The sequence below is a fragment of the Gordonia sp. BP-119 genome (assembly GCF_016924115.1).
Classification (GTDB): Bacteria; Actinomycetota; Actinomycetes; order Mycobacteriales; family Mycobacteriaceae; genus Gordonia; species Gordonia hongkongensis.
In genome coordinates, this window is the sequence record NZ_JAFFZF010000019.1 from 1 (window position 1) to 23,939 (window position 23,939).

Annotated in this window: 22 protein-coding genes; 11 read left to right on the top strand and 11 right to left on the bottom strand. The window is 67.5% G+C overall.

The genetic code is table 11. From position 1 onward, the window contains the following. Positions 1–226, bottom strand: a 226-nt coding sequence (locus tag JW364_RS12525) for a helix-turn-helix domain-containing protein (protein ID WP_205334267.1), incomplete at its 3' end; no start/stop codon positions are given. 671 nt (positions 227–897) lie between these two features. On the opposite strand from JW364_RS12525, the gene JW364_RS12530 reads away from it, so the two are divergent. The 9 genes from JW364_RS12530 to JW364_RS12570 all read left to right on the top strand — a co-directional run bounded on the left by JW364_RS12530 (position 898) and on the right by JW364_RS12570 (position 11,375). Continuing rightward, a complete protein-coding gene (locus JW364_RS12530; protein ID WP_137809090.1) occupies positions 898–1,746 on the top strand; it encodes a glycosyltransferase family 2 protein in 849 nt (282 codons plus the stop codon). Between the two features lie 3 nt (positions 1,747–1,749). After that, complete coding sequence (locus JW364_RS12535) at positions 1,750–2,856, top strand: glycosyltransferase family 4 protein (RefSeq protein ID WP_065631352.1); 1,107 nt, start codon at positions 1,750–1,752, stop codon at positions 2,854–2,856. Further along, complete coding sequence (locus tag JW364_RS12540; protein WP_065631351.1) at positions 2,853–3,887, top strand: NAD(P)-dependent oxidoreductase; 1,035 nt, start codon at positions 2,853–2,855, stop codon at positions 3,885–3,887. The genes JW364_RS12535 and JW364_RS12540 overlap by 4 nt, the downstream gene beginning before the upstream one ends. Continuing rightward, on the top strand, positions 3,884–4,651 hold the full coding sequence (rfbF, locus tag JW364_RS12545; RefSeq protein ID WP_065631350.1) for a glucose-1-phosphate cytidylyltransferase: 768 nt from the start codon (positions 3,884–3,886) through the stop codon (positions 4,649–4,651). The genes JW364_RS12540 and rfbF overlap by 4 nt, the downstream gene beginning before the upstream one ends. Further along, complete coding sequence (locus tag JW364_RS12550; protein ID WP_205334268.1) at positions 4,648–5,832, top strand: DegT/DnrJ/EryC1/StrS aminotransferase family protein; 1,185 nt, start codon at positions 4,648–4,650, stop codon at positions 5,830–5,832. Before rfbF ends, JW364_RS12550 begins: the two co-directional genes overlap by 4 nt. A 2-nt stretch (positions 5,833–5,834) precedes the next feature. After that, the gene (locus JW364_RS12555; RefSeq protein ID WP_205334269.1) at positions 5,835–8,048 is read left to right on the top strand and encodes a hypothetical protein; all 2,214 of its coding nucleotides are present in this window, start codon (positions 5,835–5,837) and stop codon (positions 8,046–8,048) included. 187 nt (positions 8,049–8,235) lie between these two features. Next, positions 8,236–9,066 (top strand): family 16 glycosylhydrolase, encoded by an 831-nt coding sequence (locus tag JW364_RS12560; RefSeq protein ID WP_240199041.1) that lies wholly within the window; start codon positions 8,236–8,238, stop codon positions 9,064–9,066. Between the two features lie 42 nt (positions 9,067–9,108). Further along, a complete protein-coding gene (locus JW364_RS12565; protein ID WP_137809087.1) occupies positions 9,109–10,095 on the top strand; it encodes a glycosyltransferase family 2 protein in 987 nt (328 codons plus the stop codon). Positions 10,096–10,100: 5 nt separating this feature from the next. Next, positions 10,101–11,375, top strand: coding sequence for a lipopolysaccharide biosynthesis protein (locus JW364_RS12570; protein ID WP_205334270.1), 1,275 nt, complete (start codon positions 10,101–10,103; stop codon positions 11,373–11,375). Here the strand turns inward: JW364_RS12570 and JW364_RS12575 are convergent. Then, positions 11,354–12,151 (bottom strand): SDR family oxidoreductase, encoded by a 798-nt coding sequence (locus tag JW364_RS12575; RefSeq protein ID WP_205334271.1) that lies wholly within the window; start codon positions 12,149–12,151, stop codon positions 11,354–11,356. The two genes, JW364_RS12570 and JW364_RS12575, sit on opposite strands and share 22 nt — an antisense overlap. Before the next feature lie 239 nt (positions 12,152–12,390). On the opposite strand from JW364_RS12575, the gene JW364_RS12580 reads away from it, so the two are divergent. Further along, positions 12,391–12,933, top strand: a complete 543-nt coding sequence (locus JW364_RS12580) for a dihydrofolate reductase family protein (RefSeq protein ID WP_205334281.1) — start codon at positions 12,391–12,393, stop codon at positions 12,931–12,933. Positions 12,934–13,010: 77 nt separating this feature from the next. Here JW364_RS12580 and JW364_RS12585 read toward each other — a convergent pair whose 3' ends face one another. The 6 genes from JW364_RS12585 to JW364_RS12610 all read right to left on the bottom strand — a co-directional run bounded on the left by JW364_RS12585 (position 13,011) and on the right by JW364_RS12610 (position 19,030). Beyond that, positions 13,011–14,300: a hypothetical protein gene (locus JW364_RS12585; RefSeq protein ID WP_205334272.1), complete on the bottom strand. Its 1,290-nt coding sequence runs from the start codon at positions 14,298–14,300 to the stop codon at positions 13,011–13,013. 87 nt (positions 14,301–14,387) lie between these two features. Continuing rightward, entirely contained in the window at positions 14,388–15,185 is a 798-nt protein-coding gene (locus tag JW364_RS12590; protein WP_205334273.1) for a hypothetical protein, read from the bottom strand. 143 nt (positions 15,186–15,328) lie between these two features. Continuing rightward, entirely contained in the window at positions 15,329–16,498 is a 1,170-nt protein-coding gene (locus JW364_RS12595) for a hypothetical protein (RefSeq protein WP_065631395.1), read from the bottom strand. 285 nt (positions 16,499–16,783) lie between these two features. Further along, a complete protein-coding gene (locus JW364_RS12600; protein WP_065631341.1) occupies positions 16,784–17,245 on the bottom strand; it encodes an ATP-binding protein in 462 nt (153 codons plus the stop codon). 6 nt (positions 17,246–17,251) lie between these two features. Continuing rightward, on the bottom strand, positions 17,252–17,683 hold the full coding sequence (locus tag JW364_RS12605) for an STAS domain-containing protein (RefSeq protein WP_065631340.1): 432 nt from the start codon (positions 17,681–17,683) through the stop codon (positions 17,252–17,254). 147 nt (positions 17,684–17,830) lie between these two features. Beyond that, a complete protein-coding gene (locus JW364_RS12610; protein ID WP_205334274.1) occupies positions 17,831–19,030 on the bottom strand; it encodes a lipase family protein in 1,200 nt (399 codons plus the stop codon). A gap of 137 nt (positions 19,031–19,167) precedes the next feature. Here JW364_RS12610 and JW364_RS12615 point away from each other — a divergent pair, with 137 nt between their 5' ends. After that, positions 19,168–19,818, top strand: a complete 651-nt coding sequence (locus JW364_RS12615; protein WP_065631338.1) for a hypothetical protein — start codon at positions 19,168–19,170, stop codon at positions 19,816–19,818. A 30-nt stretch (positions 19,819–19,848) separates the two neighbouring features. On the opposite strand, the gene JW364_RS12620 is transcribed toward JW364_RS12615, so the two are convergent. The 3 genes from JW364_RS12620 to JW364_RS12630 all read right to left on the bottom strand — a co-directional run bounded on the left by JW364_RS12620 (position 19,849) and on the right by JW364_RS12630 (position 23,918). Further along, positions 19,849–21,369, bottom strand: a complete 1,521-nt coding sequence (locus JW364_RS12620) for an acyl-CoA synthetase (RefSeq protein ID WP_205334275.1) — start codon at positions 21,367–21,369, stop codon at positions 19,849–19,851. A 69-nt stretch (positions 21,370–21,438) separates the two neighbouring features. Beyond that, the gene (locus JW364_RS12625; RefSeq protein WP_065631336.1) at positions 21,439–22,071 is read right to left on the bottom strand and encodes an LGFP repeat-containing protein; all 633 of its coding nucleotides are present in this window, start codon (positions 22,069–22,071) and stop codon (positions 21,439–21,441) included. Positions 22,072–22,142: 71 nt separating this feature from the next. Beyond that, positions 22,143–23,918: a DUF6777 domain-containing protein gene (locus JW364_RS12630; RefSeq protein ID WP_205334276.1), complete on the bottom strand. Its 1,776-nt coding sequence runs from the start codon at positions 23,916–23,918 to the stop codon at positions 22,143–22,145. Positions 23,919–23,939 lie beyond the last annotated feature (21 nt).

Consider the following 23,939-nt stretch of genomic DNA (forward strand, 5'->3'; position numbering starts at 1 on the left):
TGTCCTGCTTGGACGGAAAATACCGGTACACCGCCGGCCCGGTCAGTCCGACGGCGGCGCCGATCTCCTCGACGCTCACATTCCGGTAGCCGGCGTCCTGAAAGAGCGAGGTCGCTTCCGCGATGAGCTGCTCGACCCGCGGTTCCGGGGGTCGCCCCGGCCTCTCGTCTCGAGGCGCGGGAGCCGGCGCCGACCGTGACGGGGACCGAGGTGTGGGTGAGTTCATCGCGCGCCGGCAGCCTTTCCTGCTCGAGGTCTGACGACCTCGGGGTCACTTTCCATTCGTTGGAGCCCGCCGGGTGGATCCCAACAGTGCCGCGAATCACACTCGCGATTCTGAGATCGAAACCGAACGACTCTTGACCACGCGGCGTAGGCGTGTGTTTCCGGCTCGGGGCCGCAGACCGCGGTCGTCGGACGACGCTTCGAACCCAGCTGTGAATCGCAGGTCGACGACGCAGCGCGTGTAACGGCGACTCACTGAATCCGCCGACCGCGTGTGGAGGCCGGCCGCTGTGCTGGGCTTTCAACCCGTGTTCGCGCCCGGAAGGCAGTGCGTTACCGCGTGTATCGGCCATTAACCCTGGATGCGCATTCAGGGCCGAGAGGACGGCTGACCATACCGCCCGGTACGTGGTCTGGCACGAGTTTGGTTGCGCTGCCACGCGTTCCGAGTTCGGAATCCGTTCGCCTCGCGAAGCTCAACAGGCGCGCTGTACGCCTCCCCATCTCGCCGATCCTCTGCTACTGTCCGAATCGGGTCGTCGGGGAGGACGGCCCTGTCTCTCTACTTCAGAACGCGCACTCGCTCGACTCGTTCAGTCGATGCTTCCGGGGGGAAGTCTCGTACACACACGTGTGGTTGGACCGTGCGCGGGATTGGACACAGTGATCGAAATGACCGGCCAGAACAACGGGACCGCAACTGTTGCGGCGCAACCAGATGCCCAGCATCGACTCAGCAACACTCAATTCGTCACTCACCGAGATCGTGGCCCCACGACATCCACGGTGAGCCTCATCATTCCGGTTCGCAACGAAGCACGGAACATCGGGTGGGTGCTGGAACAGATCCCCAAGCGGATCGACGAGATCATCCTCATCGACGGAAACTCCACCGACGCAACACTCATCACCGCGCGGAGTTACCGCCCCGACATCAAGATCGTGCAACAGAGCGGACCCGGCAAGGGCAGTGCGTTGCGTACCGGTTTCGCCGCCGCGACGTCCGACATGATCGTCATGATGGACGCCGATGGCAGTATGGCTCCGCAGGAGATCACGCATTTCCTGCACTTCCTCGAGAACGGTTACGACTTCGTCAAGGGGTCGAGGTTCATGGGCGGGGGCGGGTCACTCGACATCACCCGGTTCCGGCGGTTGGGCAACTACGGGTTGCTCGCGTTCTTCAACAGCTTGTACCGAACCGAGCTGACCGATCTGTGTTACGGCTTCTGCGCTTTCCATCGGCGATACCTGGATCTTCTGGATCTGCAGGCGACCGGCTTCGAGATCGAGGCCGAGATGACTGTACGCGCGGTGCAGGCCGGCCTGCGGATCGCCGAGGTTCCGAGCCTGGAAATGCCGCGTCGCACAGGTAATTCCAATCTCAACGCGATCTCCGACGGCCGACGGGTGCTGCGCACCGTGTGGCAGGCGCGAGGTGGCAGGCGGCCGGCGACGATACGTCCTGATGACAATCATCGAGGCGCCGCCCAGGTCTCCTCGGGTCACCCGGCCGGCTGAGCCGTGACCTCCGTCAAGGTCGACGACGCCGGTGAGCGGCGTGGTCGGATCGTGGTGATGACGGATCGGATGAGTCCCGGCGGGGTGAGTCATTTCATCCTGCAGGTCGCGACCCACTTCGCGGGCGAGGGACATCAGGTCGACGTGCTGTCGCTGGCGGCCGGTGAATGGGACCATCGGCTCGCCGATGCCGGCATCCGACGGCTTCGTCTCACGGACTCCGCAGCACTCCGCGCACTGCGATCCGCCGACGTGATCCATTGTCAGCAACGATTTCTCGGACTGATCGCCGCTGCGCTCGGGCGTGGTTCCCGCACAGTCGAACACGTACACAACGTGCTCACCGACCATCGCGGCCTGTCGTATCGCACGCAGCGGATCGTCGCGGTGTCGGGCGCCGTCCGGGCGTCACTACTCGCGAACTTCCCGCACGTGACTGCTGAGCGGGTCTCGGTCGTGCACAACGGAGTACGGAAGCTGGGCGCCACCATTGCGGCCTATGAAGACAGGCCATACGACCTCGTGAACGTCGCGCGGTTCGACGAGCAGAAGGACCCGCTGCTGTTCCTCGAACTGGTGAAGGAGCTCTCGGAACGGCGGGAGAGTCTTCGTTGCCTGTGGATCTCTCCCGGTACGGGACCGCTACAGGACGACTTCCTCCGAAGACGCCAGGAACTGCTCCTCGAGGACGTGGTCCAGATCAGCGTCGGGGACACCCACGCGCACACACGCGCACAGGTTGCCCGGTCCCGGATGTTCCTGCTCACATCGCGGTGGGAGGGCCTACCGCTGTCGGCGCTGGAGGCGCTGGCCAGCGGCACGCCGGTGGCGACAACCCCGTGCGGCGAGATCGCACACATCGTGAACGAGAGGTCGTGCGGTGTCGCCATCGACCCGCAGGCAGACGACCGTGCCGACCGGATCAACGACGTGCTGACCAATCGGACGTCATGGAATCGGCTCGCGCACAGAGCTTTCGCCGTAGCGGATGACTTCAGCGAAGTCCGCATGACGGAACAGATCAGACACATCTACGCCGGGATCGCCCCGGTATTCAGCAAGGTGCCCAGTCGGCACCTCGACAGCCAACGAACAGGAGGACGGGGATGAGGGTTCTCGTCACCGGACATCTCGGATACATCGGAGCCGAGTTGGTCCCCATGCTCGTCGACGCCGGACACGACGTCGTCGGGCTCGACACCGATTACTATCGGGACCGCGACTTCCGCACGGAACCGCTGCGCGTACCCACGCTCGACATGGACATCCGTGACGTCGAGCAGCGTCATCTGGCGGGGTTCGACGCCGTCGTACACCTGGCGGCACTGTCCAATGATCCGGTCAGCGAGCTGAACCCGGAGCTCACCTACGACATCAATCTCGATGCCAGCGTGGGCATCGCCCGAGCTGCGAAGGCGGCCGGCGTTGCCCGCTTCGTCTTCTCGTCGTCGTGCAGCCTCTACGGGGCGGGCGCGGAGGGTGCGCTCACCGAGGATGCCGAGATGGAGGCCGTCACTCCGTACGGCGAATCCAAAGTCCGCGCCGAACAAGCGATCAGCGAGCTGGCCGACGACGCCTTCTGCCCCACCTTTCTCCGGAACGCCACCGCGTACGGGATCTCCCGTCGCCTCCGCACGGATGTCGTGGTGAACAACCTCGTCGGGCATGCGGTCACGTCCGGAAAGGTGCTGTTGATGAGCAATGGCGCCGCCTGGCGACCGCTCGTCCATGTCCGCGACATCTCGCACGCGATCGTCACGGTCCTGCAGGCGCCACCGGCGACCGTGCACAACGAGGTGTTCAACGTCGGTCGCAACAGCGACAACCATCAGATCCGGGATGTCGCGAAGATGGTCGCCGACATCGTGCCCGAGTGCGAGGTGGCCTTCGCCGACGACGTCGTCGTCGACATCCGGAACTACGTCGTCGACTTCACCAAGATCGAGACGTCGCTACCGGGCTATGCGCCGCAGTGGACCCTGGCCACCGGCATCGCGGAGATCCACGCCGCCTACGTCGACGCGGGCCTGAGCGCGGACCGGTTCAACGGAAACGACTTCGTCCGGCTGCGAGTCCTGCGCGAGCTCCTCGACGCCGACGTGCTCGACGCCGATCTGCGATGGACGGGTGATCGGTCATGAAAGCGGTGATCCTCGCAGGAGGCAGAGGCACCCGGATCAGTGAGGAGTCCGTCGACCGGCCGAAACCCATGGTCGAGATCGGCGGACGCCCGATCATCTGGCACATCATGCAGATCTACGCGGCCGCCGGCGTCACGGATTTCGTTGTGCTGCTGGGCTACAAGGGCTACATGATCAAAGAGTTCTTCGCCAACTACTTCCTGCACGCCAGCGATGTCACCGTGGATCTGGGCACCGGCGCGATCGAGAACCACTCGTCGAACGGTGTGCCGTGGCGCGTCACCCTCCTCGACACCGGTCTGGACACGATGACCGGCGGCCGCCTCCTGCGCGCTCGCGAACACATCGGCAACGAGACCTTCTCGTTCACTTACGGTGACGGTGTCGCCGACATCGACATCCGAAAGGTGTTGGCGCACCACGAGATGTCGGGCAGCATCGCGACGGTGACGGCCGTGCAACCACCCGGGCGGTTCGGCACGCTCGACGTCTCTTCGCCGCAGACCAGATTCGTCGAGAAGCCGGAAGGCAGCAGCGGCTGGATCAACGGCGGGTTCTTCGTCTCGTCGCCGAAGATCCTCGACTACATCGCCGGCGACGCCACCCTGCTGGAGAAGGAGCCGCTGGAGACCCTGTCCGCTGAGGGGCAGCTGTCGGCATACCAGCACGACGGATTCTGGCGCGGGATGGACACCATCTGGGACAAGGTCTTCCTCAATGATCTCTGGGATCGCGGAGAGGCGCCGTGGAGGTGCTGGTCATGACGACCTCGATGGAACGAGCCACCTCGACGGTGCCCGTCTACCGCCCCTACCTGGGCGAGGATGTCCAGCAGGCTGCAGTCGATGCCCTCGCGGCCGGATGGCTGGGCATGGGTGCACTCAGCAAGCAGTTCGAGGAGGAGGTCGGAACCTACCTCGGCGCATCCGAAAGAACTGTCGTGTCGACGAATTCGTGTACCGAAGCGCTTCATCTGGCGGCCCGGCTGATCGGACTCGGCCCGTCCGATGAAGTGATCTGCCCGTCGTTCACCTATGTCGCGGGTCATCAGGCGTTGACACGAACCGGGGCTGAGGTCGTCTTCTGTGACGTCGAACCGCGGTACCTCAACATCGACCCGCAGCGTGTGCGCGAGCTGATCACGCCTCGCACCAAGGCGATTCTGGTGGTCGACTATCTCGGCTTCCCGTGCGATCTCGACGAGCTCATGGCCATCGCGCGCGAGCACGGGTTGCGGGTGATCGAGGACGCCGCCCACGCCTTCGGCAGCGTCCGGGCTGGACGCCGCGTCGGATCACACGGTGACATCACATGTTTCAGCTTCGGACCGGTGAAAATGATCACGACGCTCGAGGGTGGGGCGATCGTCACCTCCGATCCCGCTGATCTGCAGGTGCTTCGGGAACTTCGGCATCTCGGCATCGACTCCGATACCGACGCGCGATATCGGAACCAGCGCAACTGGGACTTCGACGTCGTCCGGCAGGGCTACCGGTGCCACCTGGGCTCGGTGCCCGCCGCGATCGGACTGTCGCAATTGGCCAGGGTCGACGAGTTCATCGCCAATCGCCAAAGCTACTGTCGGTTCTACGATTCGGCATTCTCCGACATCCCCGAGCTCGAGCTGTTCGACACGGACTGGTCTGACGTAGCTCCGTACATCTATGTGATCAGGACCGGGGGTCGCTCCGAACGCGCCCGGTTGGTCGAACACTTGAAGTCCGCCGGAGTCGCCACCGGGATTCACTTTCAGGGGGCGCATGAATTCAGCTACTACCGAAACAGCCGACGCGGCGATTTGTCCGTGACCCACGCCGCTGCCGACCGGGTTCTGACCCTTCCGCTGCACTCATATATGAGCGAAGCGGATCTCGACCGGGTTGTCTCCGCGGTGACATCCTTCTACCGCCCCGCGATCGGTTCGGGCCGGGCCACGGAAGGATAGCCGTGGTTCACCGACTCGAGGACGCGATCGCGCGGGCGGTACCGAACCCGCCGACCGCGCACTCGATTCCTGACCGCGCACCGGCCGTCGTCGCGCTCCTGTCGATCATGGCGATCGCGGTCTCGGCGCTGATGTGCGTTCTGACGGCGTCCGGGGTGGCTCCGCTCCTGCCCGAGGGGCTCCGTGCCGTGGCGGTGGTGAGTGTGACCCTGGTTCTCCCCGGGCTACCGATCGCGGGGCTGTTCGGCTGGCCGCGCAACGGACTTCTGCCGAGCGTCGCCATCGCCTTGTCGTTGAGCACGACCGCCATCATCGGGCTGGCCTCGCTCCTCGCCGGCTTCTGGCATCCGCTGCTCGCGCAGGCGGTCATCCTCGTGATCGCTGCCGTCGCAACCGGTGTACTCATCAGAGCACGATGTCCGCGTCCGTCGTCCGACCTGCGCGCGGGCGCCGGAGCGGCGGCGTTGGCGGTGATCACGTCGGTCCGGACGTTCGATCGGGTCACCGCGGCGCTGCTGGGCGGATCCCTCGTCCTGTTTCTGATCGCGGTCGCCCGATTGCATCCCGAGCAGGCGGGCGTGTACGGGCTCGTGCCGATCCTCGGGGTCTCCTACTTCGTCGGATTGGCTGCGCTCTGTGTGGCCCTGTTCCGGGAGTATCGTCGACGCCGTCTGCACCGGACGGGGCTCGCCGCGAGCAACGTGATGCTCATCGTCTACATGAGCATGCCGGTCGCATGGTCCAGTGGCACACCGCCTTTCCCGACCGCCTACGTGCACCGGTTCCTGACCGATTGGTACTCCGAGCTCGGCGCGCTGCCGCCCGCGGTCGACGGCCGGATCAGCTGGAGCGGCTTCTTCGCGGGCGCGGCGCATGTGATGAGGACGGGTGGGCTCGACGACAGCACGGTCTTCCTCACCAGCGCGTCGCTGATCTTCGGCACTCTGCTGATGTTTCCGCTGTACGCACTCGGACACAGCGTGTCCGGAAGCGCGCGCGTCGGATGGGGGACCATCACCATCTACATTCTCTTCAACTGGTACCAGCAGGATTACTTTGCGCCCCAGGCGCTCGCGATGCAGTTGTACGTGACGATCGTGGCTGTGCTGATCTGGCAGCTGAGGGTCTCACCCCTCCCGCCCGTCGGCTTCTGGCGCGCATGGCGACGCGTGCCAGGACGACCACGTGGTCGTGGACCTGGATTCTCATACGCGGTCGAGGGAGTTGTGATCGTCCTCGTCGCCGCGATGGTGGTCAGTCACCAGTTGACCCCGATGGTGACCATTGCCGCCCTGGCGGGGCTCGCCCTCGTCGGGTCCACACGACACAAACTGCTCTGGCTGGCCGGACTGCTCCTGTTCAGTGCGTGGTTCACCTTCGGTGCGAGCGGGTATTGGCTCGGGCACCTCGATCAGATCCTGACCGAGATCGGCGACGTCACCGCGAGTGTCAGCTCCGGGCTGTCTGACAGAATCACCGGGGATCCGGTCTACGGTCGGATGCAGTACCTCAGGATCGGTGGCACCGCCCTGCTCCTCCTGGTGGCCACGATCAGCTGGTTCCGTCTCGGCAAGAGCCGATTCCGATCACCCCTCGCCATCCTCTCCATGGTCCCGTTCGCACTCGTCGTGGTGCAGAGCTACGGCGGCGAGGTGCTCGTACGGTGCTTTCTGTATGCGTCACCCGCGCTGGCCGCACTGGCCGCGCTCGCCGTGGTCGGTGCGGCGCGTCGAATCCGAGGTTCCGCGCGCATGCCCGCCACCGTGTTCGCGATCGGTGCAGTCGCACTCACTCTCGTGGTCGCGGTGTTGGGGGTCTCCAATCGCGCTCTCAACACCTCGTTCGAGTATTCGCGGCCGGCCACCGTGCGGGTTTCCGACGAGCTGGTGGCCCAGGCGCCGTCTTCCGCGATCGCCTATTGGGGGCAGGGCTCGACGATCGGACTGCCGCGGGCCTACGACATCGGGGCCTCATGCATCGCCGAACAGCGCGAGTTGGCGGAATGCACTGCGGCTGAGGACATCGACTATCTGCTGGTATCCGAGGAGGACGAGAAGCTGTTGCAGTACCGGTACGGGATCAGCCCGGACGAGGTCGCCCGACAACTCGCGCTGATGGTGCAACGGGACGGTTTCGTCTCCGCCTACGACGACGGAGAGGTCCACGTGCTGAAGCGCCTGGGGGCTCCCGACATCGATCTGGAGGCCGCGCCGTGATCGCGACCGTCCTACTGTTCGTCACGGCCGCAGCTCTTTTCGTAGCCGCCGCCGTTCGGCGCGAGCATCGGGTCCCTCCATGGGGAGCGGTGTCCACCGATCGCGTGTCACAGGTCCTCACCGTCGTGGCGATCACGACCACGGCGATCGCCTGCGCTTCCGCCCTGCTCTACATGGTGGGCCGGATATGACGCGTGCGCGAGGTGGTTGGTTCCGTACATTCCTGCAACTGCTGACGGTGGTTCTCCTCGCCCCGATCGTCGGATGTGGGATGACACCGGCGCGGGGGTTTCCTCGCGGAGACCTCCCCGGCTGGAAGCAGGTGTTCTTCGACGATTTCGATCGTGATGCGCCGGTGGGCAGTTGGGCCAACGAGTGCTCCCCGTACGACGTCGTGTACACCGGCGCGGAAGGTCAGCAGTGGTTGACCTATCCGCGGTGTTTCCCGGACACCTTCGACCGTCGGCCGTATCGAGCGGACGAGGTACTGAGTGTGGACAACGGGTACCTCGTCTTCGATCTGCACAACGTCGACGGGGTTCCGGCGGGTGCGAGTGCATCACCGATACTCGACACCGGTAGCCAATACCAGACCTACGGGCGTTACTCGGTCCGGATGCGGGTCGACACACCAGACCTCGACGAGTACTACGTCGCATGGCTCCTGTGGCCGCAATCGGAACAGTGGCCGCGGGACGGCGAACTCGACTTTCCCGAAGGCTGGCTGTCGAGAACCGTTGGTGGATGGCAGCATTTCGCGGGCGAGGGTTCCTGCGACGGGTGCAAGATCCCGTCCCGGGACATCGGGGCGCGCTTCACCGACTGGCACACCTACACCATCGAATGGTCGCCGGGGCGTGTGCGGTACCTGCTCGACGACACCGTGGTCCTGGACAGCACGCAGTGGGTCCCGACGACACCGATGCGCTGGCAACTGCAGACCGAGACCCGAGGCGACGGGAACAACCGCGGCCGGGTTCTCGTGGACTGGGCTGCGGTGTGGTCGTACGAGGAATGACCTTGCACGAGCGAAGACTTCGACCGGAACTGAAGAGGACTGATGGAAAAGAGTGACATCGGCAAGTTGTCGGTGGTGATCTGTGCGTACACCACCGACCGATGGGCTGACCTGATCCGATCGGTCGACGCCGCCGAACGCGAACTGACCGACGACGATGAACTGATCGTGGTGATCGACCACAACGACGAGCTGTTCGACCTGGCGAGGCGGGAGTTCGCCTCGTCGCTCAAGCCGCTGATCTGGGTGGTGGCCAACGACGAGAAGCGCGGTCTCTCCGGTGCCCGCAACTGCGGCACCCGTCTCGCCTCCGGTCAGATCGTCGGGTTCGTCGATGACGATGCCGCCGTCGAAGCCGGTTGGCGTCGGCGACTTTCCGGGCAGTTCACCGACTCCGATGTTGCGGCGGTGGGCGGATACGCAGAGCCGGTGTGGCCCGGCGACCGACCCCGTTGGTTTCCCCGGGAATGTGACTGGACAGTGGGATGCAGTTACGCGGGTTTGCCGACCGCGCCGGCGCCGGTCCGCAATCTGATGGGGTGCAACATGGCGTTCCGTCGCCGGACCTTGCTCGACGTCGGGGGATTCGACACCGACCTCGGACGGGTGGGCACGCTGCCGGTGGGCTGCGAAGAGACCGAGTTGTGTATCCGGATCGCCCGTCAAGACCCGGCTGCGAAGATCATCTTCGACCCGGATGTCCGTGTGCGACACCATGTGAGCCGCGCCAGGACAAACGTCCGCTACGTCTTGCGGCGGTCGTTCGGCGAGGGCGTCTCCAAAAGACAGATCAGTGGCCTCGTCGGGGCGGCGGACGCTACGAGCTCGGAGCGTTCGTATCTCGCCAGGACGGTCCCGGCGGCCGTCCTGCGTTACCTTCGTGACAGTGTGACGGTCGAGCAGCGCCGGACGGATCCCGGAGGACTCGGACGTTGCACCGTTCTCGCCGGGACCGTCGTCGCAGCAGCTCTGGGCTACCTCTTCGCGATGATGACCGAGGCGCGAAGCGCGTTGAGTCCACAGACGTGAGCATCGTGAGCAGGACGGTGATGCTCGGTTCGAGGGCGATGACGGTGGACTCCGTCGCCGTGGTGGCGAGCTTCTTCGTCACGGCTGGGGCGGGAATGCTCTTCTGGGTGGTCTCGGCCCGGGTCATCCCTCCACATGCGCTCGGCATCCAGACCGCGCTGTTGTCACTTGTCACGACGGTCGGCACCATCACCGCGTACGGGGTGGGAAGTGCCTACAAGGCGATGCTGTCGACGCTCGACTGCCCACGTCGCGAACGGTTGCTCGAGGGCCTGCTCATCACCATCGGCTCGGCCGCTGTCTTCGGCGTGATGGGCGGGATGATCGCGGGCGACATGCTCGAGAACCGGGTGGCGACCGTCGTGCTGGTGGCCTGCGGGTCCGTCGTCATGGCGCTGTTCGTACTCAAGGACGCCGCTCTGATCGGACTGCACGCCTCGCGCTGGCTTCCGATCGTCAATGTGGCCGCCGTGGTTCTGAAAGTGGCCCTCGTCTGCGTGTTGGCGAGTGTCGTATCGCTCGCTGCGGTGTGGGCCACGATCGTGCCCGCCGCGCTCGGGGCGTGCGTGGTGTTCGTCGTCCTCGTGCCGCGGATTCTGCAGCGCCCCGAGAACCGCCCAAGCCCGCACCGTGTCGTGGTGGTGGATCGCGCCCAGATGCCGATGTTCGCTCTTCGCGATGGCATCGGAAGCGCGACCTCGTTCGGACTCATCCTCGTGCTGCCGTTCCTCACCACGCTCGTCGCCGGACCGGTCGCGGGTGCGACTCTGGCCTTGGCGCTCGCGGTGGCACAGGTGCTCGACTTCGTGCCGGATGGCATCGGAGCAGCCCTCACCGCGCATCTCGCGCGCGATCCGGCGGCACTGGCCGGGCAGATCCGTCGAATCTGGGCCATCTCGCAATGTCTGGTCGTCGTCGGAGCAGGGGTTCTGATCGCAGCCTCGCCGATCGTCGGGAAGATCTTCGGCCCGGCCTACTCGGGCTCAGAGTTCACGACGTCGTTGTGCCTGCTCGCGGCCGCCTCGGTCCTGCGCGTCCCCTATTCGATCTGGATGTCAGTACTCCGGGCGGAGTTGGACACCAAGTCGATCCTGCGATGCAACACGGTGGTGTTCGTCATCACCTTTCCGGTCACCCTCGTGCTGGCGGGCACCTGGGGCAGCATCGGTGCGGGCTCGGGTCTGCTCGTCAGCTCGCTCCTGCTGGGCGCTGTCGGCACTTGGGACCTGCGACGACGATGGTTGTCGAACGTAGAGGGTCATCGCAAGCTCGTCTGGTAGCGGCGCATCCCGCGAAGCCAGCGGTCGTAGTCGGCGCCCTTCTGGCGGTACATGTCGAGGACCTCCGAGTGCGGGAGGATGAGGAAGCGCTCGTCGGCGACGGCTTCCAGGACGATCGCGGCCACCGTCCCGGGGGTGAGCACCGCGCCGGCGCTCTCCACCGCCCGCTGCATCAACCGCTGGTCTGCGGTGGCGGAATTACCGTCGGGCCGTAGCAGTTTGGTGTCGACACCCATCGGGCAGAGGCAGCTGACGCGGACCCCGTCGTCGCCGTGGGTGATGTTGAGCCATTCCGCGAAGCCGACCGCGGCATGTTTGGTGACCGAGTACGGCGCGTTGCCGATCTGGGTGAGCAGACCCGCGGCCGACGCCGTGCTGACGAAGTAGCCGCTGCCTCGTTCCACCCAGTCCGGGATGAGGCGTCGAGCAGCTCGTATGTGGGCGCGGAGGTTGACGTCGAAGGCGAGATCCCACACGTCCTCCCCGGTGTCGACACCGCCGCCCAGTCCGACCCCGGCGTTGGCGAAGTAGAGGTCGACCGGACCGAAGGTGTTCTCCGCCAGCCGAACCGCGGCGTCGATGTGTTCGTCGGACGAGGCATCACCGGCGAGCGCGGCCGCCGAATCGCCCAGCTCCTCGGCGACGGCCCGGGCACCGGACTCGTCGAGATCGGTGACGACGACCCGCGCGCCCGCGTCGACCAGGGCGTGCGCCATCGCCGCGCCGATACCTCCACCGCCACCCGTGACGATGGCAACCTTGCCTGCGACGTCCATGGATCTCCTTCGATCGCCGATGTGTGGGTCCAGAGTTACCAGACGGAGGGGCGAAATCCCGCTCCCTGAGGTGCGAGGAGCGTAAGCCGCCGGGCCGAGCAAGCGACGAAGGAGCGCGTCGAGGTCGACGAGCCTCGAAGGGCCCCGACAGAGGTCACGAGACTCTCGACGCCGATGACTTTCCCGCCGCCCCACGGTCTGACATCGTGACGTTCACCGAAGTGACGAGAGGCAGCGCAATGGGAAAGATCCACGTCCACGAGTTCATCACCCTCGACGGCAGCTACGAGGACCCGAGTTTCACGATGCCGTACGGGTTCCCCGACGCGCTGGGCGAGACGCTGAGTTCGTTCATGACCGACTGCACCGGAATACTGCTTGGACGCAACACCTTCGAGATGTTCGGCCCGTCCTGGTCGGACCGGACCGTCGACGACGATCCCGGCGCCCCGTTCTTCAACGACACCACCAAGTACGTGGTGTCCTCGACCCTCGGGGAGGCGACCGGGTGGCAGAACTCCGAGGTCATCGGGGCCTACGACGCGGACTGGATCCGCGACCTCAAGAAGGACCGTGACCTCTACATCAGCGGCAGTGGCACCCTCGTGCGGGCGCTGCTGCGCGACAAGCTGATCGACGAGTTGCACCTGCTGGTCTATCCGGTCGTCCTCGGCAGCGGTGCCCGCCTGTTCGACGGTCTGGCCGACCTGCCGCTCACGCTCGTCGGCACCGACGTCTTCGACAACGGCGTCGTGCACCTGTCGTACAGCTCCACCGACTGAGCGGCTGTTGCCGGATTGGCCTCGGAGGTGCTCGGGACGTCACCCCGCTCTCTGAGGAGCAGGGACACCGGCGGAGATCACACCCCCGGCGAGCCGTCGGCGAGGTCCATCGCGGTGAGGAGCAACCGGGCGACGCGGGCGTAGGCCTGGTGTTCGGCCTCGCACAGGGCGATCTCCTCGTCGCCGAGTTCAGCCTTTCGGGCAGTCGTGAGGTTGTCCATCCACTCACGCATCTCGGCGGCGCAGATGTCGAAGAACTCGTGGACCCGCTCACGGTCTTGACGGCACATCGCCAGCACGGTCGTCGGGGAGAGCTTGTTGTCGAGCTTCTGGTTGACCCGGAGGAGCCCCTGCAGCGCCACGGGAAGGCGGTCGCCGCGACGGCGGTGCTCCAGTTTGGGGCCGCTCTCGAGGCGTCGGATCATCTCCCCACGTGCCGACCGGGCGAAGTCGTCCCAGCGTCGAAGTGCGGCATCGAGATTGGCGGGACTGAAGACCGCGACGTCGATGCTGCGCTGGGCGAAGACGAGCCCGTTGCGTACGACCAGCGCGACTTCGGGCCACCGCGGCGAGAACTCGGCGACGACCATCCCGAGCAGTGAGGGTGCGGGCACCGACGAGCTGAGGATGGTCACGATCTCGAGGGAGCGGGCGTCTCGGGTCGGCCGTAGCAGTGAGGTACCCGTCGAGCGCAGGAAGATGGCCTTGCGCGGACTGACCACGGCGGGACGTCCGGCCGCGCTCATCGCGGCGCGGGCCAGTTCCACGAGATGGTCTTTCGACTGCGGCACCACCCCGCCCTCGACGGGGGCGTCGAGGAAACGGGCCGGGGCGGTGAAGCGCAGGGTGTCGGCGTCCGTGCTGCCGGCTCGATCCGAGTCGGTCGGCCGGCCGGCGTCGGTCTCGTCGGCGTCGTCGGTGTCGAGACGGTCAGCCGGGGAGTGGTGTCGGGCGAAGGACGGGTCGCCGATGCTCACGAACGATGGGTGGATGACACCCCACACCTCGCGCAACGCCCGTACGGCGGCGCCGGCGAGGTCGCCGGACCGAACGGCATCGGCTTCGAAGCAGAAGGCGCTGCGGCCTTCGAGCCGGCACCAGCCACGATCGACGATGTAGGTGGCCTGGCGCATCCACCGGTCCTCGTCGGTCCAGGTGAGGTCCCCCGCCGAGATGGTGCAGCGCAGGCGGTCCGCCGACTCGGGACTTCCGGCCACCGCGAAGGTCATCCGTCGTCGCCATCCTCCGGCGGCCGCCTCGACGATCGACAGCGTCTGACCCGGCAGGAGACGTGGCACCCGAACCGCGAGAGTGTCGGCGAAGTCCCGCCAGGCCGCCTCGAGGTCGGCGTCGAAATCGGGGGACATGCAGGCTCCTCGTGGGCGGGACGTACGCGGACCGGATCCGAATAGTACGACGCCGCGCAGACACCCGTGGCGACACCCGCAACAGAACTACAGGGGGGCGGAGTGCTCGACCGTCTCGTCGTAGACCGGGTCCCAGGGGAGGCCGTGGTCGGCGTAGTCGGCGCTCGTCAGCGCCACGCGGGGCACCGGTTCCCCGGTGAGCGATTTCCACGTGATCGAATTGACGATGCGGACCGCGGCGGCGTCGGACGTCGTCGGATGCCAGGTGTCCGCGGACTCCAGCGGACCCATCACGCGCGGCGCGGGGAGCCGGGGATGCGCACCGGACTGCCCGGCTCGCGACATGTCGCAGAGCACACAGGTCCCCGACGCCGACGGCAGATGACGGCGGCGTCCGGCCCACGCTTCGGCGCGCATCGGGATGACCGTCAACTGCACGAGCGTCCCGGCGGCGCTTCCGACGGCGTGCGTCGACGGTGCGACGAACTGACGGTTGTCGCCGGCAAGGCTCCGATACGAGGCGAGGGACGGTTGCGTGGGCACCTCGAGGTAGTCGCCGGCGTCGAAGTCCGGCACGCCCGTGAACGCACTACCGCTGACGACGTTGACACCGTCGACGCCGACCATCACCAGGAACGGGTGCAGGTGCGGCGAGGAGAAGTCGAGCCAGGTGGCCTCCGACTGCCACATCGGGATGGTCGCGTGCGCGTCGCCGTCGGGTGAACCCTGCGCCAGGCGGAGGGCGCCATGGCCGCCGACCGAGCCGGGCCGTCCGACCGGGTCCGGGGTGCGCAGAGCCCGCTGGAACGTGACGTGCAACCGCGCGTCACGACCCAGTTCGGGAAAGGTGATCGTGAGTGCGCCGCGATCCGTGGTGATGGCCATGTGAGGGCTCCGATCGATGACTGGAACCGCTGAGGGTTGCCTAACCGATTGAACGCCTCATCTGGCCGCGGTGCGATGCTCCGCGTCGAAAATCGTCCGCGCAGACTACGTGCAGAGGTGTTGCCGGTACCGATTTGCCTGAGTCACTTGGCCGGTGAGCTGCGATCCGCGGCGTCGTCGTCGGACAGCACGACGACGCGCAGCGCCGCCCGCAGGTTGTGCGTGGTCGCCTTCCAGGCTTCGGCTTCATGGCGGCACGCGTCGGCCTCGGCCGGGTCCGACGCGGCGGCCGCGTCGACCGCCGACCGCCGCCAGGTGAGGTGCTGCTCCTCGCTGGTGTTGATGTACGAGAGGATGTCGGCCTGGCTGTACCGGCAGATCTTGGCGACCTCGCGGGCGGACAGCGAGCGGCCGTCGGGGTCGAGTTCGAGCAGTGTCTGCAGAGCGTCGGGGAAACGGCCGTCGTTCCTCGCGGTCAGTGGTGCGTCCTCACCGACCTTGGCGATGACCGACGGGGCGCAGTCGGCCAGGAACGTGAACCACTCGGCCAGCGCCGAGCTCAGGTTGTGCGGATGGAATACGGCGCACTCGACGGTCAGCGTCGCGAAGACCTCGTCCTCGAGGAGATGCACACGTACCGCCGACCCCATGGTCGGCTGGGCGGCGACGATGTCGGCGGCGCGCCGGCGGTCGGTGATGTCACCGGCGAGGCGCGCGAAGAACTCGAAGCGGGGTGCGTCGCTGCGCGGACTCAGCCACGACGAGACGGGCTTGGTGGGCAGGGCGATGTCGCCGTCGGCGTCGGTCTGGATACGGCAGCCGGTGAGGTCCTCGAGCGAGCCGACGAGCAAGGCCCGCAGATGGTCGGCGTCGAACGGCTGGACCGCGACCTCGATCTGGGGTTCGGGGCGCGCGGCAGGCGAATGGTCCAGGAACGCGGGGTGCACGACCTCCCAGACCTGCCGGAGCGTCAGCACCGTCGTGTGCGCGAGCTGATCGACGCGGCGCCGCCCGACTTCGAAGATGTGGGTTCCGTTGCGCAGACGTCGCCACCCGAGGGCGGCGAGGAGGTCGAGATGCTCGGCGAAGTACTCCGGCGTGGGATGCAGGTCGGTGTCCTCGATGGTGCAGCGCAGCCGGCGCGAACCGGTGACCGAGAATCGCATCGCCCCGTGCGGACCCTCCGGGATGGCGGGGTCCTGCTGGATCGTGAGGGTCTCGCCCGGCTCGAGATGCGACAGACGATCTCCGACGTGCAACGCGAACGTGCGCCACGCGTCGTCGATGTTCGAGTCCACGGTGAAGTCGGTCATCTCGACTCCCTTCCTCGTGCGCTGACGTGCATGCGCATTGTGCAGCGATGCCAGGATCGGGAGCACGCTCCACCGAGCTGTTCGACGGCCGGCCCCGAACCCGCCTTCGGACTTCAGGTTATGTGACTCGGCCGACAGACTTGGTCACTTGAACAGACCCGTCGACGAAGCCTTGCCCGAACCGTACCCCTAGGTCGGCGGCCCGGCTGACTCAGGCATCGGTTGTTAACCGACAAGAAGTACTTGTGTCCCCAGCCCGGGGGACACCCGTCTCACGGGCGGTTCTCAGACGCTCTGTCGTTGACGCCAGCTCAGGGTCACCGAGGTCCCGTGCGGTCCGCTGGTGACGTCGGATGCGTCGCAGAGTGCCGAGATCAGGGCGAGTCCGCGACCGCGGTACGGCGACGACGACGCATCTGTCTTCCACTGCCCCGTGTCGGTGACGATGACCTCCAGGGAATCGTCGCGCGTCTTCCGCGCCCGGACATCGATGGCACCGGGCCGGGTGCCGGGCGATGGGGTGGCGTAGGCGTGCTCGGCCGCGTTGGCGACCGCCTCGTAGACCGCGAGGACGATGTCGCTGCGTCGCTCGGCGTCCACGCTGATCGTCGCGTCCAGCCACTGCGCGAACTGTTGCCGGAAGCGGTAGGCGGACTCGGGAGAGGCCGTGACCGAAAATGCGAGACCGGTCGCGTCCGTCCCGTCCGAGTCGCCGGGGTCTCGGTGAGCCGATGAGATCCGAACCATCTGTGACTAACCAGCCGGACGGTCGGCCAGCCCCTCTGTGGTGGTCATGGCCGTGATCGCATGGTTCAGCGTCGGGTAGAGCACCATCGTCTGGTCGAGGCCCATGATGGTGAGGGGGCGGGCGGTCGCCGGTCCGGCGGCCACGACTCCGAACATGCCGGTGGGTGCGATGGCCTCGTGTGCCGCGACGAGCGCCGCCATCCCGGCGGAGGCCAGGAACTCGGTGGTCGTCAGGTCGATGATCAGACCGTCGGGTTGTCCGCTCAGCGCCTGCGACACGGCGTCGGACAATTGCGGGGCGGTGAGCACGTCGATGCTGCCCTCCACGGTCAGGATCACCAGTTGCTCATGTGCTGCGGACACCACCGACATCAGCGCGCGTCCGGCACTCAGGCCACTGTCGTCGACGATCACAGCATCAGGATTCTCTGCCTGCATCGGGTGGCCCTCTCTACGGGGGACGGCGGCAGCCCGACTTGCGGCCCCGTCCCGGGAGATGTACGACGGCAGCTGCTCAACCGGTGATCCCATCGTGCCACGGCATGACGCCACGCCGGTACCGGGGTGCGCGAACGCCCTCGGCGGTTACTTTCCGAAGAGCCGGCCGAGGAAGGGGATGGTGTCGGCTTGCGACCGGACCAGCGTGCCGCTGTGGTCGCTCGGATAGGTCCGGAAGGTCACCGGCTGGCGGTTGGCGGTCAGCGTCGCCGCATAGGCCGCGGTGGTGGGATACGGCACGTCGGTGTCGAACAGGCCGTGGCCCATGAAAAATGGCTTGTCGAAACCCTTTTCGGGCATGCCCAGGTAATTCGCCAGGGTCGCGGAGAATCTCGGCAGACTGGTCAGCGGGGCGGTGAAGTAGTCGCCGAGCGAGACGCCCCGGAGCTGCTCCTCGAACTCGCCGACGCAGCGGGTCTCGGCGAGGGCCACATACTTCCGGCCGGTCGGCGTGAGGATGCGATCGATGCCGAGCTCGGGGTGTGCGTATCGGAGTCCGGCGAGGATGTAGCTGAGGTAAGCGGTCAGCGCCGGGGTGATCGCCACCGGCGGGACACCCGGACCCGCGATCTGGACCAGTCGTTCGATGTAGGCCGGCGTGCCGGTGCCGACGGCACCCCGGTAGTCGAGCTCTTCACCGCCGAACTCGGTCGCGTAGCGCGCGGTGTAGATGGCCGCGCCGCCGCCCTGTGACTGCCCGACCGCCGCCCAGGAGCGCGACAACCGTTGTGCGACAGGTCGAGTCGAAGAGAACTCCCGGCCCGCTCGCACCATGTCGACGACGTTGTGAGCCGTCGTGCGGCCGTCGAGGTAGGCGTGCAGACCCGGGGTGCCCAGGCCGGCGTAGTCGCTGGCCACGATGGCGTAGCCCTGCTGCATCCACTTGGCGAGGTACGGCAGGTCGCGCTCGGGCAGGCCCGGACCCCGGACCGAGGGGGCGCAGTCGTCGCCGATCCCCGACGTCCCGTGGGCCCACGAGATCACCGGCCAACCGCCCGGCGGTGCCGTCCCCCGTGGGGTGAACACGGTCCCGGTGCTGAGCGCCTTCTTGCCGAAAGCGTCGGTCGTGACATAGGTCAGGACGGTGGCGTCGGCGGAGCCGGGCACCCAGAACTGCGGGGCGAGCGGCCTGGCGGAGACGACCGTGCCGACGTCGCCGAGGTTCGACGGCGAGGAGATCGCCGGGCCGGCGGCGAGGGTCCCGGCCGCTCCGGAACCGCCGATCGCGACCGCCGCACACACGGCCAGTGTCAGAACCTTGCGGTGCCATCGCGTCACGATCCACACCGTACTGCGAACGGGTGCCGGTCGTCGATTCCTCGCCTGTTCCGTTATCGCTCAGTTCCTTTCGGTGCGCCGGGAGCGGGACCGTCGGCCACGGCCATACCCTGGTTCGGACAAACCCGGCAGAGAGGTGTCACGGCATGGCGTTGCGAACGGTCGGGTTGCCGACCCCGGCGGAGATGAAACCGAGGTGGGCTGCGTATGCGGCACTGCTGGCCGTGCGGGGTGAGCGCTGGGCGCAGGAGGCGCATGCGACCGCTCACGGGTGGCACTACGACGACGGCGGAGGCAACTGGGCCGACGTCGTGTCGGCCGGATCCGGCCGCGCGGTGCTCGTCGGGCACGACCATGAGTACTCCGAGACGTATTTCCGCGAGGGGGCGACGTACTTCGGCGAGGAGGAGACCGACCTGCTCGCCGATGCGCCCGGCTGGTGGGAAGCGGCGATCGTGCCGTACCTCGACCGGCAGCGCACCGAGGGGATGTGGATCGGGTTCATCTACGGCTTCGACGGCCGGTGGATGCGGTCCGACTACGACGCCGATGACGGCTTCACCAGCGTCGGTCTGCCGTTCACCGACGACGAGACAACCGGCGACGCACTCGTCGATCTACTCGGCAACTGGTTCGGCGAGCTGGGACTCACGTCGCAGGCCGACCTCGGCACCCGGCTCCGGGCGATGGTCGCCGCCGGTGATGCGCCGACGGCGGCAGACCTGCGGCGGATACTCGGACCGGCGGCCGCGCACGCCGACATCGACGCGGCAGTGGCTGCGGCGCAACGGTTCTGACGATGTCAGGTCCGTCGCGCCGCGCGTCCGTCACCGCGAGCGCAGTTCCCGCTTGAGCAGTTTGCCGCTCTGGTTGCGGGGGAGTTCGTCGACGAACCGCACCTTCTTCGGGACCTTGAACGGCGCGATCCGGGAGCGGACGTGCTCGATCAGTTCCTGCTCGGTCACCGACCGGCCGTCCCGCACCACGACGACCGCGGTGATGGCCTCGATCCACTTCTCGTCCGGCTCGCCGATGACGGCCACCTCCGAGACCGCCTCGTGGGTGTAGATCGCGTCCTCCACCTCGCGGGAGGCGACCAGGATGCCGCCGGTGTTGATCACGTCCTTGATGCGGTCGACCACCGTGATGAAGCCCTCGGCGTCGCGGGTGACGAGGTCGCCGGAGTGGAACCAGCCGTCACGGAACGCGTCCTCGGTGGCGGCCGGGTTCTCCCAGTAGCCGCGGCACAGTTGCGGCGAACGATAGAGGATCTCGCCGGCAACCCCGGGTTCGACGTCGTTGCCGTCGGAGTCGACGACCCGGGTCTCGACGAAGAACACCGGCCGGCCGCACGACGACGGCCGGTCCTCGTGCTCCTCCGGTCGCAGAACCGTTGCCAACGGCCCGATCTCGGACTGCCCGAAGCAGTTGTAGAACTGCATGCCGGGGAACTGCTCGCGGAGCCGGTTCAGCACGGTCACCGGCATGATCGACGCGCCGTACTGGGCCTTGCGCAGCGAGGACAGATCTCTGGTCGCCAGGTCCGGGTGACCGGCGAGCGGAACCCAGACGGTAGGCGCGAGGAACAGCGACCCGATGCGGTCCGCCTCGACGCGACGCAGGATCTCCGGGATGTCCGGGGTCGCCATCAGCCGGACGGTCGCGCCCACGGAGAGGTACGGAAGCATGAAGACGTGCATCCCCGCCGAGTGGTAGAGCGGCATGGCGATCAGCGGGTTGTCATCCGCGGTGAAGTCGAGGGCGATCACCGACGACACGTACTCGCTGATGAGTGCCGCGTGGGACATCATGGCGCCCTTGGGCTTCGAGGTGGTTCCGGAGGTGTAGAGGAGCTGGGCGAGATCGTCGCCGTCGGCCGCCGAGGTGAACTGGCCGGCCGGGCTGGTCGCCGTCTCGAGAAGCGAATCGTCGGCGTCGCGCAGCGGGACGATCTCCTCGACCTCGGCGAGATCGCCGCGGATCTCGTCGATCCGTTCGGACAGGGCGGGGTCGACGAGGACGGCACGTGCGCCGGACTGCACGACGAGATAGCGGAGTTCCTCACCCCGCAGCGCGTAGTTGATCGGGACGTGGACGAGTCCCGCGCGGCAGCACGCCAGGAAACCGATGACATACGCGTCCGAGTTCGTGCCGTATGCCGCCACCCGGTCGCCCTGCTGCAGTCCGCGGGCCACCAGCCCGGCGGCGGCAGCGGACACCGCGTCGTCGAGTTGTCGATAGGTGAAGGAACGGTCGTCGAAGACCAACGCGGTGCGGTCGGGATGCCGCGCCGCGGACCTGCGGAGGATGCCGTCGATGGTGTTGGCGGAAGAAGGTCGCGAAGCCATGCCGTCGACGATACTTGGACGTCCTAGTGAACCGTGGCGGATCCGCCCATCAGGGCCCGGGTGTGCCCGTCAGGGCCAGAAGATGGTGCCGTTCAGGAAGTCCTGGGCGAATCGGTTGCCGGTTCGGTACTCGCCGCCGAGTGGGACCCCGAAGTAACCGCCCGCTCCACCGGTCTCCTCCCACTTGCGCCGGATCTGGCCCCAGACGATCTGCGCGCCACCGGTTTTCGACCAGGTGACCACACCGCCCTGGAAGTCGTTGCTCCGTCCGCTGCCCGACCGGTACTCGTTGCTGACCGGATAACCCAGCGCGCCGCGCTCGGCCCCGGCCTTCTGCCACCGGCTCCGGATCGCGCCGCCGACCTGGTGTGCCGTACCGCCGTCGGCAGCGGGGTGCCAGTAGAACGACGTGTCGCGTGAGAACACCTGGAATCTGCCGCGCTTGGCTCCCGCGCGCTCGGGGCCGGTCGGGACGCCCCACTTGAAGAAGCCGCCCGTCGACGAGTAGGCCTCGCCGATCTTGCCGCCGACGAGGTGACCGTTGATGATCCGATCGGCCTGCGCGCTGGGCGCGAGCATCACCAGCGACACCATCGTCGCCACGACCGCGACGCTCGCCACCCGTCGTCGGACGCGTCTGCGAACGGACTCCGGACGGAGGTCGCGGGCGGGGCTCGGCGTCGACGTGGTGAGAGCAGACATGCGCGCGATGGTACGGACGTCCCACGACGCCTGCTGTTGGGCAGCTCACATCAGGGGTGTCACCGCAGGTGTCAGGGGCCCGCGGGAGCCTCGGGTAGGGGTGGGTTCTCCGTGGTGGTCGTGGTGGTCGTCTCCTCCGGGGCTTCTGCGGCGGGCGGCGCGGCATGGGTGGAGGGGTCCGGCGCCGGCGGATCCGTCGTCAGGGGGTCCGGCGCAGACGGTTCGGGAGCCGGGGCGGCGGGCGGTGCGACGATCCAGTTCGCCGACCGGACGGTCACCGGCTTCGACGCGCCGACCGCCGTCAGCGTCAAGGTCCACACCCCGGTGCTGGTGGTGGAGCCGGACACCGAGGTGCGCTGTAGGGCCGAACCGGCGACCGACCGGGTCACGCCGTCGGTGCACGAGAGGGCGACCGTACCCGCCGAAGAGTTGCCGGGGGCCGTGCAGCCCACCGACAGCCCGGCGTCGTCGAAGCTGAAACTGTTGATGAACTCCCCCGAACCGCTGAACGAGGTCGGCGTCGCGGGGGCCTCGGCCGGGGCTTCCGGTGCCGGCGCGCCGGGGAGGCCCGGCTCCGACCCGGGTTCGGGCGCCGCCGGACCCGGCGCCTCGTACCCGGGCGCCTCGGGGACCGGGGCGTCGGAGGCGGGCACCGATGCATCCGGAGGCGGCGCGTCCGAGGCCGGTCCCGGGCTGCCCGGCGCGGCGGGTGGCACCGAGGAGTCCGATTCGGACGAGTCCGGTCCAGCGGAGTCCGGAGCCGCCGAGTCCGAGTCCGGAGCTCCTTCCGGCAGACCGCCGTGCTCTGCGGCGCGATCCTCGAGGGCCGGGGCGGCCGCGGGATCGCCCGGCGCGATCAGTCCGTTGTGCTCGGCGTCTTCTTCGGTGTCTGCCTCGAACGGCGTGTTGAGCGCGGCCGGGGTGGGCAGGAGACCCGACGGTGGCGGGAAGCGGCTGAGGTCGAGCAGTCCGCCGAGCGGTTGCGAGAAGATCTGCCCGGTCAGGAAATTCAGCAGTTGGAGCGCGTCGCCAACCGGTGTGCCGGGGGCAGCCGGGACCGACGGCGCGGGCACGATGGTCGTCGACTTGCCGACCGCGGTGACGTTCTGGTTGTTGTACGCGATGCGGGTGACCGATCGACTCTTGTAGCCCTCCCACGTCTGGCCCTCCAGCCGGTACCCGCCGAGCGGGGCGGCGGCCGGCGGAGCGAGCGGATTGCCGCACGAGCACATGGCGCGCGGGACGCCGGCGGAGTCGACGTAGACCGCTGTCCCACGCTGCAGGACGGACTGGAACGGGACCGCTCGGCCGGAGGTGTACGAGTGGTTGGTCACCCAGGTGTCGGTGGTCAGCACCACGGGGGTGAGGGTGTTCAGATAGTGCGGGATGTCGGCGGTGCCGATGCCATAGACGCCGGCCCAGGCGCGAGCCGCCGGGGGATCGGCGAGCAACCGGTTGCTGAGTGCCGCGGTGTCGCAGGCGGCGGTGTCTCCCGCGGCATACAGCCCGGCGTCGGTGCCGTTGACCGCGCGGCCACCGAGGCCGGCTGCGCCCGCGGTACCGGTGAGTGCCACGTTCGCCGGGAGGTCGCCGGCCCCGGACACGAGGACCGGATCGGTGAACGGATCGATCCCGGGGTCGTTCGCCGCGGTCAGGGTGAGGCCGGGGACGTAGATGTCCCCGTCGCGGGCCTTGACGACGAAGACGATGCCCGCGGCGAGGACGAGCGCGAGGACGACCACGACGGCGCTCAGTACGAGGGTCAGTGCGCGACGACCGTCGGGCTGCGGCGGGATCGCGCCGTACGGGGTCGACGGGTGGGTCGGGGGACCGGGTGGATAGGTCATCGCGCAGCTCCTACTGGTCCA

Coding starts and splice junctions, on each gene's coding strand:
- JW364_RS12565 (WP_137809087.1), top strand. CDS start 9,109: ATGGAAAAGAGTGACATCGGCAAGTTGTCGGTGGTGATCTGTGCGTAC.
- rfbF (WP_065631350.1), top strand. CDS start 3,884: ATGAAAGCGGTGATCCTCGCAGGAGGCAGAGGCACCCGGATCAGTGAG.
- JW364_RS12580 (WP_205334281.1), top strand. CDS start 12,391: ATGGGAAAGATCCACGTCCACGAGTTCATCACCCTCGACGGCAGCTAC.
- JW364_RS12615 (WP_065631338.1), top strand. CDS start 19,168: ATGGCGTTGCGAACGGTCGGGTTGCCGACCCCGGCGGAGATGAAACCG.
- JW364_RS12530 (WP_137809090.1), top strand. CDS start 898: ATGACCGGCCAGAACAACGGGACCGCAACTGTTGCGGCGCAACCAGAT.
- JW364_RS12575 (WP_205334271.1), bottom strand. CDS start 12,151: ATGGACGTCGCAGGCAAGGTTGCCATCGTCACGGGTGGCGGTGGAGGT.
- JW364_RS12600 (WP_065631341.1), bottom strand. CDS start 17,245: ATGGTTCGGATCTCATCGGCTCACCGAGACCCCGGCGACTCGGACGGG.
- JW364_RS12625 (WP_065631336.1), bottom strand. CDS start 22,071: ATGTCTGCTCTCACCACGTCGACGCCGAGCCCCGCCCGCGACCTCCGT.
- JW364_RS12560 (WP_240199041.1), top strand. CDS start 8,236: ATGACGCGTGCGCGAGGTGGTTGGTTCCGTACATTCCTGCAACTGCTG.
- JW364_RS12630 (WP_205334276.1), bottom strand. CDS start 23,918: ATGACCTATCCACCCGGTCCCCCGACCCACCCGTCGACCCCGTACGGC.
- JW364_RS12595 (WP_065631395.1), bottom strand. CDS start 16,498: ATGACCGACTTCACCGTGGACTCGAACATCGACGACGCGTGGCGCACG.
- JW364_RS12620 (WP_205334275.1), bottom strand. CDS start 21,369: ATGGCTTCGCGACCTTCTTCCGCCAACACCATCGACGGCATCCTCCGC.
- JW364_RS12585 (WP_205334272.1), bottom strand. CDS start 14,300: ATGTCCCCCGATTTCGACGCCGACCTCGAGGCGGCCTGGCGGGACTTC.
- JW364_RS12590 (WP_205334273.1), bottom strand. CDS start 15,185: ATGGCCATCACCACGGATCGCGGCGCACTCACGATCACCTTTCCCGAA.
- JW364_RS12550 (WP_205334268.1), top strand. CDS start 4,648: ATGACGACCTCGATGGAACGAGCCACCTCGACGGTGCCCGTCTACCGC.
- JW364_RS12540 (WP_065631351.1), top strand. CDS start 2,853: ATGAGGGTTCTCGTCACCGGACATCTCGGATACATCGGAGCCGAGTTG.
- JW364_RS12605 (WP_065631340.1), bottom strand. CDS start 17,683: ATGCAGGCAGAGAATCCTGATGCTGTGATCGTCGACGACAGTGGCCTG.